The organism is Lentilitoribacter sp. EG35, assembly GCF_040784015.1.
Lineage (GTDB): Bacteria > Pseudomonadota > Alphaproteobacteria > Rhizobiales > Rhizobiaceae > Lentilitoribacter.
Window position 1 is genome coordinate 124,031 of the sequence record NZ_JBFNGQ010000006.1, and the last position, 16,073, is coordinate 140,103.

A 16,073-nucleotide genomic window follows, 5' to 3' on the forward strand; every position below is an offset into this window, starting at 1 on the left:
TGTATAATGACAAAACCAAATATCGAGAAGAAGTCGCTGGACAAAAGCCAGCCGATATTTCTGTTCGATAGCGTCTGCGTACTATGTGATAGCGCTGTTCAATATGTCCTCAAACATGAATTGAACTCAGACATAATATTCATCTCGATTCAATCTGAAGAAGGCCGCAAACTGGCACTTTCTAAAGATATTGATCCTGATAATCCCGAGACATTTATCTTCTTTGAAAATGACCTTCCACACTTTAAGTCCAGCGGTGTGATAGCGCTTTCACAGCACATGCGAGGCGTTGTCCGTCTCATGCGCTTTGGCACATATATACCTAAACCAATTCGGGATTGGTTATATGAGAAAGTTGCGCGAAACCGCTATAAAATCTTTGGCAAAACCGATGCATGCATCATTCCTGACGCCGATAATCAGCACCGGTTTGTTCTTTGATGGATAGTAAACCTAAAATCCTGATTATTGGCGGAACTGGCATATTTGGCACACGGCTTGTGCAACATCTTGCCGTGAGTTTAAAGGCGGACGTCTGCCTCTTCATCACATCACGATCTGAAGCGAAAGCACAAAAAGTTGCAGATAGCATACAAGCAACTTTTGACATCAAAGGCGTCGGTTTTGATCGCAAAACAAACCTGAAAGCAATGTTTGCAGATATTCAACCTGATATTACTGTAGATTGCTCTGGCCCCTTCCAAGATGCTGATTATGAAACAGCTCTTGCTGCATTGGCATCTGGTTCCCACTTTATCGACCTCGCTGACGCCAAGACCTATATCGAGCATTATACCTCCAATCTCAATGAGATCGCGCGTGAAAATAATTTGACGGCGATCACAGGCGCCAGCACGACACCTGCCCTTTCCGCCAATGTGGTTCAAACAATTACAAATGATTGGCAGCAAATCGATAGGGTTGAACTCGCCATCACACCGGGTGGTAAAAGCAAAGTCGGCCCCTCCGTTATAAAAGCTCTCTTAAGCTATGCAGGGCGTGAAATCCCGGTATGGAAAAACGGTAAACTGGATTCTGTCTTTGGCCTTATTAACTCCAAGATTATAGATGTGCCAAACATTGGAAAACGTCGCATCGTGCCTGTAGAAACGTATGATGCGCCGTATCTAGGAACCCGCCACAATGTCATATCTAATGTAACCTTCTACACAGGCCTTGAATCCTCATTAGAACAATGGGGCACGATTTGCCTTGGTTATCTGGCTAAATGGGGCATGATAAAAAACCCGCTACAGCTGACACCTTTGCTGATTAAAGCCCGTAGTTTAACTCGACCTTTCACCTCGGATCGCGGCGGTATGGTGATCTTCATTTCAGGGTCAGATGCACAAGGTCAGGATATAACAACTCGCTGGTCCTTACTTGCAACGCATGATGATGGAACGTTTGTTCCAATTCTACCCATGGCAGCAGCAATCAAAAAGCTAATGAATGCGAAGATAGAAACCGGTGCCATGATCGCAGATAAAGCTCTCGCATTGCATGAGATTGAAGCTGAAATGCAGCACCATCACATCACGACTGAGATGGAAGTGGTATGACGGACAGATCAATCTATCAAACAAAATTAGGTACAAAATTCAACCAACTGCCCACTATTTTGCAAAATTTCCATTCGCTGGATGGCCCAAAGCACTGGCGCGGGCAAGCCTCTATCTCTGGTGGACAAGGTATAATAACAAGGTCTGTACGCTGGCTCTTCGGTTTCCCTGCCCCGACTGATGAAGTTCAAGTCGATGTAAAAGTCGTAAATGGAGCAAAATCCGGCGTTAGCTTTGAACGTTGGCAGCGAGTATTCGGCAATAAATCTTTCCACTCTGTTCTTTCACATGAGAAAAACGATGGCTTCATCGAACGCTTTGGTATTTTAGGGTTTAAGATAGGCATAGACTTTCATGATCAAGGGATTATCATGCCGGTGATTGGTTGGAAAATTGGTCCAATTCCCCTGCCACTATGTCTGGCACCCCAATCAGAAACCCTCGAGTTCCAAGATAATCAGGGTCGCTTTCGTTTTGATGTAAAGGTGAGTCTACCGATCATCGGTCTTTTGATGCATTATCAAGGTTGGTTGGAGCCTGAGGCTGAATAGCTGTTAGCCGCAAAGCTCATCTGCGATACTAACAAACATTTTCATACCCGTTTCAATCAGCTCTTCAGGAAAATCATAATCGGAATTGTGTAATTGCGGTTGTGTTTGCCCAGCACCCAGAACGAACATTGCAGTTTTAGCGACCAAACTGAAATTACCAAAATCTTCAGACCAGCGAAATGGCTCTTGAAGCTCATCAAGCGCAAGATTGCAATTTTTGGCAGCCTTTTTAATATAATTAGTTGCTTCAGGATCATTCTGGCAGGATAGAAATTTCTCACGATGATTGAGTGTCACCCCTAGGCCGTTTCGTCGCGCCACTTGCTTTACCAGCTCTTGCATATGATGCATCAATTTTTGCTGCGCAGCATTCGTAGAGCTCCGCAATGTTGCCTTGATCCGTGCATCAGCTGGCGTTACGCCAAATGCTTTGCCGCCCATTCTGGTACTGATCAATGTACAAAGTGCGGTTCGATGATCATAGCCAAGTTCTTGCGGCACATTGGGAAGTTTGGCGAGAATTTCAGCCACGGCACTGGCTGGACTTATACCATCTTCAGGGTGTGAAGCATGAGAGGTTTTGCCAACAAGATTCACGATTAAGCCTTCGGATGCAAAGTTAAACGGCCCGGATTTGACACCAATTTCATGAAGAGGTCGACCCGGCAAATTATGCAACGCAAATGCATAATCTGGCTTGATGAGGCTAAATTTTGGATCATTTATTATCGCGCTCGCACCAGCGCCATTTTCTTCGGCGGGCTGAAACAGCAAGATTATTCGCCCCTTCCGAGGTGGGTTTTCTGCAAAATGGCGTGCCAAACCGCAGATAATCGACATATGCCCGTCATGGCCACATAAATGTGCTTTGCCATCTTCCTTAGAGCGCCATTTAGGCTGACCAACCTCAAAAATAGGCAATGCATCCAACTCACACCGAAAAAGCACAGATGGCCCTTCTGTCTCGCTGTCAAAAATCGCTGCAATGCCATGCCCACCAATCTGATCGATAATCTGGCTTGGTGAACAGGTCTCTAACAACGCTTTGATCCGGTTGGCGGTATTTTCCTCTTCGCCAGAAAGCTCCGGATACTGATGCAGCTCACGCCGCAACGCAATGAGTTCGTCCAACACATTTAGTTCTATGACTGACATAATTTATCCGATAATGATCTGCGTACAGGAAGCTATTGAGTGACTTTTATTCGACACAGCATAATATTATCCCGAACAAGGTCCGAACTCCAGATAAGTTTAGCCTCACTGCGCCACTTAACCGCATCATATCCATCCTTTGGTCGAACACTCTGTTCGGCATGCTCGATCGCGTTTTCCCAACGACTGTCATCAAAATCCGGGTCGGTCCAATTTTCAGGTATTTGAGATGTGACTTGTGCGCATGAACCAGAATTTGCCACAGGATTAGCTTCGCTGGCGCAAGATGTATCAATCGGCGCTGTTTGAACCACATAACATTTCACACTGGAATTCGAAGCAGCAATCAATTTTCGGTTAGCTGAATTTGTGAATTGGAATATAGCCCCACCATCACCCATTTGCTGCCGGTTTGTGCCGATATATTCCAGCCCTGTCTCGTTTTGAGCATAATCGCGAAATTCAATTGCAAATGTCATGGGGTAATCGGCTTTAAAATTAAAGCGTTCCGCATTAAACGAGCGTTCTGTTGTGATTGGCACGCTGTCTTCGGTCAAATATTGACCATTTACATAAAGGCTGAACCAGTTATCGACCCATACCTCGCCCAAAACATCTATAGCGCCCGTGGTCGCTGCAATCCGCACTGAAGATTGCTCTGATGTCGTCAATACAGATGTTGATGTTGCATCGCACCCTGCCAAAACGGATAATACTGTTAGTGGCAAGAGGATTGTTTTTAATTTCATTTTCTGTAACACAAACATACCCCCCCGAATATGAATCGTTCAATCTATGCGTAATGATAGCATTTTATCGTCCAGATTTAAATCTTAGTAGAATGTAATGGCAAACACAGATGGCACCACAGATGCCATACCCACAATAAAAAAGACTGCCGCAGATACGATTGTCGGTATATGTGCACTCTGAGATGCGTTTTGTCGGCATAACGCATTCCAACGGCGAGCTCGCTTAAAATCAAGTGCCCAGATCGCCCGACGGTATCTTTTACCTAACCATGATGAAAGCGGAGAGGTTTCGGCCTTAAACGCATTTATCGCTGATGAAATGCCTGATAGTCCCAGCGCAATGGCAATGAGAATAAGCGCAGGACCAAAGCCATAAAGCTGATGATGCAGCACCATGAGTCCCAGAAGTAGCAGCGCAAATGCAAATGGCATGACGAAGATAGCAAAAGATAATGCAAAGATTTTTTGAACCATGATACTCACCCCAATTCAAAACTTGAATTGGGGTGAACATAAATCAGAAGCCATAATTTACACTAAATCGGCTCCGTAAAATTTAACCAAATCGGTAAACCACTTCTTGATTTTAAAAACCAGCTAAAGTTGTTGCCCACCGGACACTTCCAAGCGCTGCGCTGTCATCCACTGGTTATCGCCAGTTAGAAGACTAGCGACCATACCGCCAATATCATCTGGCATACCCACCCGCCCCCTGGCCGTTGTTGAAATCACAAAATCATTTACAATTGGGTCATCACGCACCATACCGCCTCCAAAATCGGTTTCAATGGCTCCTGGGGCGACTGTATTTACCGAGATATTGCGCGGGCCAAGCTCCTGCGCCAAATAGCGAGTAAAAACTTCAATTGCTCCTTTCATAGATGCATAGGCGGCCAACCCGATCATAGAAAACCGTGTAAGACCAGTCGAGATATTGACGATTTGCCCACCATCCTCAATTGTCGGTAATAGGCGCTGAGTCAGAAAAAAAACACCTTTAAAATGTATGTTCATCAGCTGATCAAATTCGGCCTCTTGCGTATCTGCAATAGTGTTAAGAATGCCAATTCCTGCATTATTGACGAGGTAGTCCAACGTTTTTCGACCCCATTCGTTGTTCAAGGTCTCACTTAAACTCTCAATAAAGCGGTCGAACTGAGCCAATTCACCAGTATCAAGCTGTAAGGATTGTGCCTTACCACCACCAGCGCGAATTTCAGCTACAACCTCCTCCGCTAATTCACCGCTAGAATGATATGTGATAACTACACCCACGCCCTTTTTAGCTAAATGCAGCGCCATGCTCCTGCCTAATCCACGGCTAGCGCCCGTAATCAATGCAATTTTGTTTTCTTCCTTGATCATAACATTATTCCTTTATCTATGTTCGATGACCCAATTTAGTGTTCATAAGTGAGAACTACCTGCCCTATCCTCCATATAACCTGCCTATTTCTCCAGATATCCAGAATGCTTCTTGAGGCATCGAGATCATAGAGTTATAGCTATTTTGCAGGAGTAATAATGATGATCGATGCCCAATTCATAGCAAGTGTGGACAAATACATCAGCAATCGTGGTAACAATAGCTCAACCAATTTCGATGAGCCACTACGCCTTTTTGCTATGAAGTACACTGAGCCAACTGCATTTGAAGCGACAGTATATGAACCCGTAACTTGCATGATCCTACAGGGCGCAAAAGAAGCCGTCTTCGATGGCAAGACATGCAGATCTGAGGCGGGACAGTCCTTTATTGTCTCTCATAATTTGCCCATCATCTCTCGCATTACAAAAGCCAGCGAGCAAGAACCATACCTGGCCTTGGTTGTACCTATTGATCTATCCATTCTGCTCAGCCTCCATGGTCAAATCATTGGCCATGGAGCTTCAACTTCTGAAGTGACCTCGCTTGGCATGCAAAAAGCTGATGATGATTTTATCGATGCAATGCGCCGCTACTTTATGCTCTCGCAAGATGAGACTGAGGCAAATGTTATGGGTCCACTTATCTTAAAGGAACTACATTTTAGACTTTTACGAGCCAGACATGGTGGCATGTTGCGCCAGCTTCTGAACCGCGATAGCCACGCAAGCCGTATATCAAAGGCAATTGCTGAAATTAAAAAGAGTTTCAAAACTCAAATTGCCATCAATGACCTTGCTAATATCGCCGGTATGAGCGCCTCATCATTTCATGAGCATTTTAAATCCATCACCGCAACGTCACCACTGCAATACCAAAAGGAATTACGATTAATGGAAGCACGGCGGCTTATTGCTCAAGGTGATATTTCAATTTCATCAGCTGCGTTTGAAGTAGGCTATGAAAGCCCGACACAATTCACTAGAGAGTATACTCGTAAATTCGGCGCGTCTCCTCGCAATGATTTAGGTCGCATTGTAATCATGGTATAAGACAACACTACCCAAATTTAGGAGTTAGATAATTCGATGGATAAAAACCGTCTTGTCACAATATTTGAAGTTTCGGGCTCTGCTTTAGCCATGGCCTACGCGCTTCTCATCGCATCCAACACTGGTAACGAAATTTTGGGTTTCAGCCTATTGCTCATATCCGCATTATTGTTTGCCGGATGGGGGTATATTGATAAGCGCTGGGCCTTTTTCGCTCTACAGTTCTTCTATGCTGCCTCGGCAATTATTGGGCTTTTCAGGTGGTGGAGTTAAACCAGAATTTCCGCCAACATGTCATTATCAGTGATATCTTGAAACGAAAAACCGTTATCGTTCAAACGCGCAAAGAGTTCCGGAAACCCTTCCGGATTTTTTGTTTCCAAACCAATCAGTACGGCACCAAAATTTCGGGCTGATTTCTTGAGATATTCAAAACGGGCAATATCATCATCAGGACCCAGCAGGCTCAGAAAGTCTTTCAATGCGCCCGGACGTTGTGGTAATCGCAAAATCAGATATTTTTTCCGCCCCTCATAACGCATCGCGCGTTCTTTGACATCTGGCAGACGTTCAAAATCAAAATTACCACCGGACGTGATGCAGATGATTGTCTTACCCCTAATTTCATCTTTAAGATCCTTCAACGCGTCGATTGTGAGCGCGCCTGCTGGCTCAAGCACAATACCCTCGATATTCAGCATCTCAACCATTGTCGTGCAGAGACGCCGTTCGTCAACACCAATCACATGATCAGGATCTACATGTTTTAACGCCTCATAATTTCGGTCACCAATACGAGCCACCGCAGCGCCATCTACGAAGTTATCGACGTAATCGAGCGTAACAATGCTACCTGCGCAAAGGGTGGAAAACAGGCTACGCCCCCCTGAAGGTTCTGCAAAGCGGAATGCGACGTCATTGTCGCCCTCGCACATAAACTTGACCAAACCTGCCGATAATCCACCGCCACCCACAGGTACGATCAGCATATCTGGTTCTAATTGCGCCAACTGTTCCATGATTTCGGCAATAACAGTAGCCTGCCCTTCAATTACATCATCTGCATCATAAGGAGGCAAAAACTGAGCACCTTCATGCTCGCAAAATTCTTGTGCTGCGTGGAGTGTGTCGTCAAAATAGTCTCCCACGAGTTTAATCTCGACCTGGTCACCACCAAAGATCGAGGTTTTATTGATTTTCTGCTCAGGCGTTGTAACGGGCATGAATATAACGCCGCGAACACCAAAATGCTTACATGCAAATGCTACGCCTTGCGCATGATTACCCGCAGAGGCACACACAAATGTTGACAGATCGGGATTAGCCGCAAGCGCCTTACGCATGGCATTAAAAGCACCCCGAATTTTATAAGATCTTACAGGGCTTAAATCTTCTCGTTTGAGATAAATATCAGCATCATACATTTTTGAAAGATGCTCGTTCTTCTGCAATGGCGTGGGAGCAAACAGCACACGAAGTTCTTTGTTCGCCATTTCCACATTAGATCTAAAGCCTGACATTTTACATACCTTTTATTGCCATCCGCTTTGTATAACTGCTTCAAATGCTTGGCAAGATAAATGAAGTTGGCACAATTGATTGACCGCACCATTTATACTCGCATATTGTCTATTATAAATTGGGGCCATACATGCAAAAGCAAATCAATTTTATTCTTAAGGCGAGCATCTTTGCTGCGCTATTGACCGCACCGCTATTATTCAACGTCGATTCTGCTCAAGCAAAACTTAAAATCTGCAATGAAACGAATGAAACCAGAGATGTTGCCATTGGTTATAAAACCAGTGAAGGTTGGGTATCAGAGGGTTGGTGGGGCATTATCAAGGGTGATTGTACCACGGTGATCAAAGATGATCTGACAAGCAGATTTTATTATTACCGCGCCAAACATAGAGGCGGAGATTTTGACGGTGAGCGATATAATTTCTGCACCGATTCCAAAGCTTTCACAATTATTGGTGACAAGGATTGCAAAAAACGCGGATATAAAGTTGAAGATTTTCGCCAACTCAAATTAGCAAAAGGCACGACAGGTTTTACCCTTACTTTAGATAATACGACAATCTACTCAGCCAGCAAGGAAGTTGCCAAAAACACCGAACCGGGAACAACACCGGAACCAGAGGTAAAAACCTCTCCCGAACCAGCAGCTCAAAACGTTGGTCCCGGCGCTCCTTCTGGAACCCATGGCGAACCCTATTCCATCCGCGCAGTGCTCAAAGGCTGTGATCGGGTTGATGGGTTGCTCTGGTGTACATTTATGGCTGACGGTTGGTCCTATGTTGTTAAGGACGATGGTAAGAGCCACTCCCACATTCTGCAAGAAATCGATGCCTTACCTCTTAACGGCACGTATGACCTTTCAGGCGATATGATTTTTTACTCTGGCAAATCAGCCGACATTACCATCCGCGAGTATGCACCTGCGCAATCCAGTTCAAATATAAAATCAAATAGTGCTGCGCCTGGCACTTACGGTGAGACCTATGATGAGATTGCGATCTTTAAGGGATGTGACAGAATTGATGGTCTTCTATCTTGTAATTTTGAAGCCAATGGTGGGCGCTATATCATCTTTGACGATGGCAAAACCAATGAAGCGCTCCTTAATCAAGTGGATGGGCTTTCTATCAATTCCCGTTATAGAATTCTGGGAGACGTCCATAATTATGGCGACATTACCTTTGAGGTTACGCTTCGCGAGTATCAAGACATGGGAGATGATGCAGACCAACTCAGAATGAATAGGCTTGTTGGTCTATGGCGGTCACTGGATGATCCATCATCAACAATACGATTTTTCGATGACTATAAAAAATTCGATTACTACAATGGCGACCTATCCTCAGAAGGTGCAGTGAGCTTCACCACGACATGCAATGATTCAAGCGTTAGAGAAACGGGCACATCATTCTTACAAATCCAGGATGGGCCGGAGGATTATTACTGCTACGAGGTTATTGAAAACACAGAAGACAAATTAATATTGATGTATTTACCACGTGGAAACTTCCTCGAATATGAGAAAGATTTAGGCCTGAATTAAGCGGGAACCTGTTCTGTAACCAGTAACATCAATCAGAGCACTCAATAGCAGTTAAAAGCAAACAAATCGGAATTTGAATGCTACCAACCTTCAAAACGAACAGACTACTTATAAGGCCACGCTTGGTGACGGATCTAGAGCTTTGTCTTGCGATGGATCGAGATCCCATGGTCACACAATACGTGACGGGGCCGTGGTCGGACGCAGAAAAGCATCGTGCGTTTATACTTGATCGCATGAATTTTGAATATCCTGAAGGCCTGGGGTACTGGTCTGTTGTTAGAAACGAAGAAGCCAATGATTTTTTGGGGTGGATACTTCTCCTTCCGTATCAAATGATAACAGATGAGACGGAAATCGGCTGGAGATTCACACGAAAGAGTTGGGGTCATGGCTATGCATCTGAGGCCGCATCAGTTGTATTAGAATATGGCCTAGATACGCTTAGTTTAAAACGCATTGTTGCAGATATTGCTCTTCGAAACGTAGCGTCAATGCGTGTAGCAGAAAAGATCGGCATGCAATTTAGCGGAAATAGGTGCATTGACGGTGAGCAGGCCAAATCATACCAGATAGATGCCGAACATAAATGATTAGAAATTGCCTACTCGACGAGTGGTGCAACAGACGCCGCATCTGGATGCAAATTCATCCTTAGACGTCAAATTTCTAGTACCGAATTTCGCCGGTGACTGGATTTAGCGCTAATTCTTCGGTTCTTGCTTTGGTCATATCTACATGGCAGCTTAAATCCAAAACACCCGCTAAGGTTCCACCACGAGCAGTATCTGCGACGCGCGCGCATTCTGCATCTCGATAGGCTATCCACGCGCGTTGAGCCGCCTTTAACAACTCATTTGCTTCGTCATCCTGATCGGAACGCAAAGCCTTATAGATACGATTCAGCTCACCATCAGCCAGATTTAACTGATCGCTCAAACAGAATTTTATCCCGACAGTGGTCGACACATTGTTGCAATCTATATCTTCTGCTTTTGTGATAAGTGAGGTCATTAAGAAGATGATTACCAATCCCAATGCGAGCCTGAAAGGTGAATGTAAGGTCTCCAATTTTCTTTCCTTCACATGACAACGTTCTATTCTGGGAGAGAGCTTACCATAATTATTATGCTCTTAGCCAATAGTACAGTCGCCCAAGCATCTCGCGAGAGAACAACGAGGTACGAAACAACGCAGCTGCATTTGGCAAAAATGACATAATCGTAAGAGATTTGACCTCTGCCTTAAAATCGACCGGGTATGTTTCAACCGAAATGCCCTCGCTTTCAAATACGCGTACAGCACGAGGCATGTGAAATGCGGATGTCACCAGAATGATGGATGGGCTATCTATCGCTTTCAACAACTCCTTGACTGCAGCTGCTTCTTGCGCTGTATTTTCCACAGGCCGAGTAACCAAGATATCACCTTCTGGAACACCGCGCTCAACAGCTCGAGCTTTTAGATAATCGCCCTCAGGCACACTATGCTGGGTCCAAGGTAGTTGACCACGTGTAAAAATAAGCTTGTTGGCCTTATCTGTATTCCAAACCTCAAGCCCACCAAAAAAGCGATCGGGATCGCCCCACTCGGTTGCCAATCCTTCGCTACCTTGCACTATGGTCAACATTCCACTGAGAACAACAACAGCATCAGCATCTTCTGTAATATTTTCCGGTGAACCTCTAAGTTGATTTCCATCTAGTATAGACATGAGATAATTACTCGTTACATGCATGGAACAGACCCATAAGAAGATGATGGCAAAACAGGCATAACGTGCACGTTTCAACATAAGACCAAAAACAATCAACATTATTGCAATGAAAATTGGAGAGATGAGGACTGGCAGGATTTTATGAAGATATATGGTCATTTTCTCTCTACATCTGACTACTAAGACTGATTACAAAACTAGCTACTCATAAGATTGGCGAGAGCAAGATGCGAACAAGAGTGTTAATTCACTACCTAGATTCCGCACCACGTTATCATCACATTTAAAATCTATCTTCAACCTGATTTCGTGCAAATGAATGCAGCACCATCATTATTTAATCGTTTGAGGAGAAATATTCATGACACAGCAAAACACACGTCGAAATTTTTTGAAATATTCTGCCGCAATAACCAGTGCGATCACTGTTATGCCCTATGCTGCATATGCCGATGGGCATAGGGGAGATAAATTCGGGAATATTACGATAAACCCTATCTCTCATGCCTCCTTTGTAATGACTTCACCTAACGGAACAATCTACGTTGATCCGGTTGGAGATGCAGCTGACTATGCAAGTTTTGCAGAACCAGACCTCGTGCTCATTACGCACCATCACGGTGATCATTTTAAGCAGGAAACGCTTAACGCAATTGTCAGTGAAAACACGCAAATGATTGTTAATCCGGAAGTATACGCCAAGTTACCAGCACCTATGCAAGCAAAAGCAAGACAGTTAGCCAATGGTGAGAGCACCAAGATGGCAGACATAGCTGTTGATGCAATACCTGCGTACAACACAACAAAGGGACGTGAAAAATTCCATCCGAAAGGTCGAGATAACGGCTATATTGTAAGTTTAGATGGGCAACGCATATATATTTCTGGTGATACAGAGGACATCCCAGACATGCGTGCACTAAAGAACATAGATATCGCCTTTGTGTGTATGAACTTACCGTTTACAATGGATGTGAAGGCCGCAGCGTCTGCGGTTGCAGAATTTAAGCCTGCCCATGTTTATCCCTATCATTATCGTGGCCGCGATAACGGCACTCAAGACCCACAAGAGTTCGCAGACCTTGTTGGTGCAGCATCAGACGTCAAATTGGGTAAATGGTACGGATAGTTCGCACCCAAAAACTATCTGAGCGCAAAAGCGTGTAGCGAAAGTTGCACGTTTTTAGTAAGCAACAACACATCGGATTTTTAGTAAGCAACAACACATCGGACCAACTATTATTCGAAACTGATAGACCACTTACCTTCTCATATTACCTATAGATGAATACTGTTTTTAGCTATTCAAATCAGTAATATATGTTCAGCATTTATTCACACATTCAAGAATAAAAATACAGTAACAAGTATAGTTTTCACTTACACTACACTTCCTGGAAATTTATTTAGGGTTGCGTATAAAATGGTAATGAGTTCGAATGCTAATCAAAAGTCTCAAACATCACTTTACGACAGGATTGGCGGGGAGGCAGCGGTTGATACGCTCACCATGGCGTTATACGCACATGTAAATTCTGATGACCGATTGGCGCACTTTTTCGAACATATTGATCTCATGCAACAAATCAATCATCAGAAACGTTTTTTAACATACGCTTTGGGTGGTTCATCTGTTGTCTACGATATGGAAAAACTATCTACGGCCCATGGGAAACTGAACTTGAAGCAGGAACAAATTACCGCATTTAACGAAGCACTAAACGCCGCACTTATTGACCTTGACGTAGATGATGATATTCGCGAGAAAGTTCTGGCTATTGCTATTGAAACCGAGAACAACTTTCAAAAGTATTCCACATAAGTTGAGCAGCGCGATAAACCTCATTACGGTAATTCGTAATCAGTCAGCCACCAAAATCGGGCAGTTAGTCACCAAAATCGGGTACATCACCTAAACGGGCAAAAAATACAGGGTCACCATATTCGCCCGCCTCATCATCAACCGTCACTCTATAGGCATCGACGCCGACATGGTCTGTACTTTTATCATGTATCCGTTCGGCGCGTCTGACCGCATCGGCTTCCGATGGCACCTCTTTTGTTTCTGTAATCACAAGTTGCGCCGGTGTTCCGCCACTTGCGGCTTTCCAACCATATGTCTGAACTATGAAACGGGTTTCTTCTGCCATGATTAGCTCCAAATGCGCATCAGATTTTGCTGCGTTATAAGTACCCATTCTTCATCTTTCTACAAGAAAGATTTTGATTTTTAGAGCGATAGGCTGTGTATTGGCGACCAGCCGATAAACCAACACTCACCCAAACGTCATTTCCAATTGAACACATCGCTATTTAGTCTTTAGCTAGTGTTTGAACATAAATACTGGCACATTGGTTTCATAATGGAATCGATTGTTTTGGATAATTGGGAGATACATCTATGGAATTGATGATGGAAAGTCCGTTTGCACGATTTGTGATCGCCGCATTGGACGTTTTATCCACACTGTTTGTTGTGGCGCTCGGACTTGTTTTTCTTATTATAGTGGTCCTTTTCTTCATTGATATAACCCAAAGTGCGGACGCTGTGCGGCGGAACTATCCAGTGCTTGGCCGCTTCCGCTCGCTGTTTTCTGAACTTGGCGAATTCTTCCGCCAATATTTCTTTGCCATGGATCGCGAGGAAATGCCCTTTAACCGCGCTGAACGTGACTGGGTAGGCAGAGCATCCAAAAATAAGAATAACACAATTGCATTTGGCTCAACCAAGAACCTGTCACCAGCTGGCACATCGATCTTTGTTAACAGTCCCTTCCCTGCACTAGATGAAGAAGCTGACATGGTGCAGTCACTGCTCATCGGTCCCTACGCAAACGAGCCGTATGATGCGCCTTCGTTCTTCAACATTTCAGGCATGAGCTATGGCGCATTATCGCGGCCAGCAGTCAGAGCATTATCTCGCGGTGCAAAGATGGCCAATTGCTGGATGAACACCGGCGAAGGTGGCGTGTCACCCTATCATCTGGAAAGCGGTGCGGACATTGTCTTTCAAATTGGCACAGCAAAATATGGCGTTCGAAATAAAGAAGGCGGTTTAAGCGACGAAAAACTGCGCGAGGTTGCCGCCAAACCGCAGATCAAAATGTTTGAACTAAAAATGAGCCAAGGTGCGAAACCAGGCAAAGGCGGCATTTTGCCTGCCATTAAGGTCAATCGCGAGATCTCAGAAATTCGCGGCATTGAAGAAGGCACAGCATCGATCTCTCCCAATCGCCATCCCGAGATCACATCCTCCAAAGATATGCTGGATATGATCAATCATATTCAAAAAGTGACAGGCAAACCCGTTGGTTTTAAGGCTGTCATAGGTGAATTTTCATGGATTGAGGATATGTGTAGAGAAATTCATGCGCGTGGCATCGAACATGCGCCAGATTTCTTCACAATCGACAGCGGTGATGGCGGAACAGGCGCGGCTCCCATGGCACTGATGGATAATGTCGGATTGACTGTTCGCGAAGCGCTACCACAAACAGCGGATATTTTGCATAAATATGGCCTGCGGGACCGTATTCGCATTGTCGTCTCTGGCAAACTCATCACTCCATCAGAAGTCGCATGGGCATTGGCAACGGGCGCTGATTTTGTGACCTCAGCACGTGGTTTTATGTTCTCGCTTGGGTGTATTCAGGCGTTGAAATGCAATAAAAATACCTGTCCGACGGGCATTACGACCCATAACAAGCGCCTGCAACACGGATTGGATCCAACGGATAAAGCCGCAAAGGTCGCCAATTATCACAAGAATATGGTGCACGAGGTAGAGGTTATCTCACACTCGTGCGGGGTCGCGCGCCCACGGCTTATGCAACGCAGTCATGTGCGCATTGTCCAAACCACTGGACGCTCGATTACGATGGACGAGTTATACCCCACGCCGCACCCTTTGGCAGAATATGAAGCCAAATAGGCGTTTACGACTATTTCTTGGAGTCCAGCATTTTCCAGTTTTTATAGAACATGGATTTAAAGCGTTCGAGAATGGCTGAAAAACCGACCATGCATGTGGTGATAATTTTCGGGAAATAGGATGGACGGGCAATGTCCATAAAGACCACATAACGCGGTGTGCCTGCATCGTTCACGGAACGGTGGAATAGCGTATCATCAAAAGCATAGAACTGATCTTTGTACCAAAGGTGTTTTTTGCCCTGACACTCAATAAATACATTATCTTTTTCAACTGGTGTTAGGTTGTACAAGATACGGATCGACATGCGGATCGGGCCATAGTGCCAGGATGTAGATTCTTTGCCGCTGAACACCGACACAGCAATCGTTTTAAGATGTTTAAACTCGCGATTAAACTCGGGAACATTGTCGATATACTGTTTGCCGTACCATTTATAAACGTACATACCCCGCGCATTTTCACCCATAGCCTCGTCAATATCGGCCATAATATCGTCTTTGCGTTCCTTGAATACATCAAGCACAGTTTCAATTTCTTCGCGATACTCATCAGGAAAATCTTCCAGCTGGAATATGCCTGGGTTTTTGTGCGATATCAGATCCAAAAACAGATTAAATGGTGACAGAAACCACGTTAATATCCCATTTCCGGTAAAATAACGCTTTAACGCTAAGGAGCCCTCGGTTTTATTGCGTGAGAAATCAATAATACCGCAAATCACCCAAAACAAAATTACAAGAGGAAATGCCAGAAACAAAGCAATTGCTATTGCGGTCACAGCGATGCGTTTAATTAGCTTTTTGGTTTTTCTATCCATATTCACACATCCCTATTCGAGTGTAATGTTGATCTTCAAATTCATGTTATAATCCTGCTATCAAGCTTACAATCCAATTGCAATGGATTGCTTGCCGCAC

19 protein-coding genes are annotated in these 16,073 nt (G+C 44.5%); 10 read left to right on the forward strand and 9 right to left on the reverse strand.

The features are described from left to right. Nucleotides 1-6: 6 nt before the first annotated feature. From AB2J24_RS12055 to AB2J24_RS12065, 3 genes are read left to right on the forward strand one after another with little or no spacing between them, the layout of a single operon-like run. A complete protein-coding gene (locus AB2J24_RS12055) occupies nt 7-441 on the forward strand; it encodes a thiol-disulfide oxidoreductase DCC family protein (protein ID WP_367385623.1) in 435 nt (144 codons plus the stop codon). After that, the gene (locus tag AB2J24_RS12060) at nt 441-1,562 is read left to right on the forward strand and encodes a saccharopine dehydrogenase NADP-binding domain-containing protein (protein ID WP_367385624.1); all 1,122 of its coding nucleotides are present in this window, start codon (nt 441-443) and stop codon (nt 1,560-1,562) included. Before AB2J24_RS12055 ends, AB2J24_RS12060 begins: the two co-directional genes overlap by 1 nt. Then, nucleotides 1,559-2,113, forward strand: coding sequence for a DUF4166 domain-containing protein (locus AB2J24_RS12065; RefSeq protein WP_367385625.1), 555 nt, complete (start codon nt 1,559-1,561; stop codon nt 2,111-2,113). The genes AB2J24_RS12060 and AB2J24_RS12065 overlap by 4 nt, the downstream gene beginning before the upstream one ends. A gap of 3 nt (nt 2,114-2,116) precedes the next feature. Here AB2J24_RS12065 and AB2J24_RS12070 read toward each other — a convergent pair whose 3' ends face one another. From AB2J24_RS12070 to AB2J24_RS12085, 4 genes are all read right to left on the reverse strand, one after another. Next, a complete protein-coding gene (locus tag AB2J24_RS12070) occupies nt 2,117-3,268 on the reverse strand; it encodes an amidohydrolase (RefSeq protein WP_367385626.1) in 1,152 nt (383 codons plus the stop codon). 32 nt (nt 3,269-3,300) lie between these two features. Further along, nucleotides 3,301-4,017 carry a PEBP family protein gene (locus AB2J24_RS12075; protein ID WP_367385627.1) on the reverse strand — a complete coding sequence of 239 codons (717 nt, stop codon included), beginning with the start codon at nt 4,015-4,017 and terminating at the stop codon, nt 3,301-3,303. 84 nt (nt 4,018-4,101) lie between these two features. After that, a complete protein-coding gene (locus tag AB2J24_RS12080) occupies nt 4,102-4,494 on the reverse strand; it encodes a hypothetical protein (RefSeq protein WP_162651194.1) in 393 nt (130 codons plus the stop codon). Between the two features lie 123 nt (nt 4,495-4,617). Then, the gene (locus AB2J24_RS12085; protein WP_367385628.1) at nt 4,618-5,385 is read right to left on the reverse strand and encodes an SDR family oxidoreductase; all 768 of its coding nucleotides are present in this window, start codon (nt 5,383-5,385) and stop codon (nt 4,618-4,620) included. Between the two features lie 159 nt (nt 5,386-5,544). Between AB2J24_RS12085 and AB2J24_RS12090 the strand changes: the two genes are divergently transcribed. Together AB2J24_RS12090 and AB2J24_RS12095 are read left to right on the forward strand one after the other, a co-directional pair. Further along, nucleotides 5,545-6,438, forward strand: coding sequence for an AraC family transcriptional regulator (locus AB2J24_RS12090; protein WP_367385629.1), 894 nt, complete (start codon nt 5,545-5,547; stop codon nt 6,436-6,438). Between the two features lie 36 nt (nt 6,439-6,474). Next, the gene (locus AB2J24_RS12095; RefSeq protein WP_162651197.1) at nt 6,475-6,711 is read left to right on the forward strand and encodes a hypothetical protein; all 237 of its coding nucleotides are present in this window, start codon (nt 6,475-6,477) and stop codon (nt 6,709-6,711) included. Here the strand turns inward: AB2J24_RS12095 and ilvA are convergent. Then, complete coding sequence (gene ilvA, locus AB2J24_RS12100; protein ID WP_367385630.1) at nt 6,708-7,958, reverse strand: threonine ammonia-lyase IlvA; 1,251 nt, start codon at nt 7,956-7,958, stop codon at nt 6,708-6,710. The genes AB2J24_RS12095 and ilvA overlap by 4 nt on opposite strands. Nucleotides 7,959-8,089: 131 nt before the next feature. On the opposite strand from ilvA, the gene AB2J24_RS12105 reads away from it, so the two are divergent. Next, nucleotides 8,090-9,505: a DUF1036 domain-containing protein gene (locus tag AB2J24_RS12105; protein ID WP_367385631.1), complete on the forward strand. Its 1,416-nt coding sequence runs from the start codon at nt 8,090-8,092 to the stop codon at nt 9,503-9,505. A gap of 77 nt (nt 9,506-9,582) precedes the next feature. Then, nucleotides 9,583-10,098, forward strand: a complete 516-nt coding sequence (locus tag AB2J24_RS12110; RefSeq protein ID WP_367385632.1) for a GNAT family N-acetyltransferase — start codon at nt 9,583-9,585, stop codon at nt 10,096-10,098. Nucleotides 10,099-10,174: 76 nt separating this feature from the next. Here AB2J24_RS12110 and AB2J24_RS12115 read toward each other — a convergent pair whose 3' ends face one another. Then, nucleotides 10,175-10,576 carry a lysozyme inhibitor LprI family protein gene (locus tag AB2J24_RS12115; protein WP_162651200.1) on the reverse strand — a complete coding sequence of 134 codons (402 nt, stop codon included), beginning with the start codon at nt 10,574-10,576 and terminating at the stop codon, nt 10,175-10,177. Nucleotides 10,577-10,631: 55 nt separating this feature from the next. After that, a complete protein-coding gene (locus AB2J24_RS12120; RefSeq protein WP_367385633.1) occupies nt 10,632-11,381 on the reverse strand; it encodes a YdcF family protein in 750 nt (249 codons plus the stop codon). 202 nt (nt 11,382-11,583) lie between these two features. On the opposite strand from AB2J24_RS12120, the gene AB2J24_RS12125 reads away from it, so the two are divergent. Both AB2J24_RS12125 and AB2J24_RS12130 read left to right on the forward strand, forming a co-directional pair. Beyond that, nucleotides 11,584-12,351 (forward strand): MBL fold metallo-hydrolase, encoded by a 768-nt coding sequence (locus AB2J24_RS12125; RefSeq protein WP_367385634.1) that lies wholly within the window; start codon nt 11,584-11,586, stop codon nt 12,349-12,351. 300 nt (nt 12,352-12,651) lie between these two features. Continuing rightward, the gene (locus AB2J24_RS12130) at nt 12,652-13,044 is read left to right on the forward strand and encodes a group 1 truncated hemoglobin (protein WP_367385635.1); all 393 of its coding nucleotides are present in this window, start codon (nt 12,652-12,654) and stop codon (nt 13,042-13,044) included. Nucleotides 13,045-13,108: 64 nt separating this feature from the next. Here the strand turns inward: AB2J24_RS12130 and AB2J24_RS12135 are convergent, their stop codons facing one another. Next, complete coding sequence (locus AB2J24_RS12135) at nt 13,109-13,372, reverse strand: hypothetical protein (protein ID WP_367385636.1); 264 nt, start codon at nt 13,370-13,372, stop codon at nt 13,109-13,111. Nucleotides 13,373-13,623: 251 nt separating this feature from the next. Between AB2J24_RS12135 and AB2J24_RS12140 the strand changes: the two genes are divergently transcribed. Further along, on the forward strand, nt 13,624-15,153 hold the full coding sequence (locus AB2J24_RS12140; protein WP_367385637.1) for an FMN-binding glutamate synthase family protein: 1,530 nt from the start codon (nt 13,624-13,626) through the stop codon (nt 15,151-15,153). A gap of 10 nt (nt 15,154-15,163) precedes the next feature. On the opposite strand, the gene AB2J24_RS12145 is transcribed toward AB2J24_RS12140, so the two are convergent. Further along, a complete protein-coding gene (locus AB2J24_RS12145) occupies nt 15,164-15,973 on the reverse strand; it encodes an aspartyl/asparaginyl beta-hydroxylase domain-containing protein (protein ID WP_367385638.1) in 810 nt (269 codons plus the stop codon). Nucleotides 15,974-16,073: the final 100 nt, after the last annotated feature.

Coding starts and splice junctions, on each gene's coding strand:
- AB2J24_RS12090 (WP_367385629.1), top strand. CDS start 5,545: ATGATGATCGATGCCCAATTCATAGCAAGTGTGGACAAATACATCAGC.
- AB2J24_RS12095 (WP_162651197.1), top strand. CDS start 6,475: ATGGATAAAAACCGTCTTGTCACAATATTTGAAGTTTCGGGCTCTGCT.
- AB2J24_RS12080 (WP_162651194.1), bottom strand. CDS start 4,494: ATGGTTCAAAAAATCTTTGCATTATCTTTTGCTATCTTCGTCATGCCA.
- AB2J24_RS12060 (WP_367385624.1), top strand. CDS start 441: ATGGATAGTAAACCTAAAATCCTGATTATTGGCGGAACTGGCATATTT.
- AB2J24_RS12130 (WP_367385635.1), top strand. CDS start 12,652: ATGAGTTCGAATGCTAATCAAAAGTCTCAAACATCACTTTACGACAGG.
- AB2J24_RS12070 (WP_367385626.1), bottom strand. CDS start 3,268: ATGTCAGTCATAGAACTAAATGTGTTGGACGAACTCATTGCGTTGCGG.
- AB2J24_RS12145 (WP_367385638.1), bottom strand. CDS start 15,973: ATGGATAGAAAAACCAAAAAGCTAATTAAACGCATCGCTGTGACCGCA.
- AB2J24_RS12085 (WP_367385628.1), bottom strand. CDS start 5,385: ATGATCAAGGAAGAAAACAAAATTGCATTGATTACGGGCGCTAGCCGT.
- AB2J24_RS12065 (WP_367385625.1), top strand. CDS start 1,559: ATGACGGACAGATCAATCTATCAAACAAAATTAGGTACAAAATTCAAC.
- AB2J24_RS12120 (WP_367385633.1), bottom strand. CDS start 11,381: ATGACCATATATCTTCATAAAATCCTGCCAGTCCTCATCTCTCCAATT.
- AB2J24_RS12125 (WP_367385634.1), top strand. CDS start 11,584: ATGACACAGCAAAACACACGTCGAAATTTTTTGAAATATTCTGCCGCA.
- AB2J24_RS12055 (WP_367385623.1), top strand. CDS start 7: ATGACAAAACCAAATATCGAGAAGAAGTCGCTGGACAAAAGCCAGCCG.
- AB2J24_RS12140 (WP_367385637.1), top strand. CDS start 13,624: ATGGAATTGATGATGGAAAGTCCGTTTGCACGATTTGTGATCGCCGCA.
- AB2J24_RS12110 (WP_367385632.1), top strand. CDS start 9,583: ATGCTACCAACCTTCAAAACGAACAGACTACTTATAAGGCCACGCTTG.
- AB2J24_RS12075 (WP_367385627.1), bottom strand. CDS start 4,017: ATGAAATTAAAAACAATCCTCTTGCCACTAACAGTATTATCCGTTTTG.
- ilvA (WP_367385630.1), bottom strand. CDS start 7,958: ATGTCAGGCTTTAGATCTAATGTGGAAATGGCGAACAAAGAACTTCGT.
- AB2J24_RS12135 (WP_367385636.1), bottom strand. CDS start 13,372: ATGGCAGAAGAAACCCGTTTCATAGTTCAGACATATGGTTGGAAAGCC.
- AB2J24_RS12105 (WP_367385631.1), top strand. CDS start 8,090: ATGCAAAAGCAAATCAATTTTATTCTTAAGGCGAGCATCTTTGCTGCG.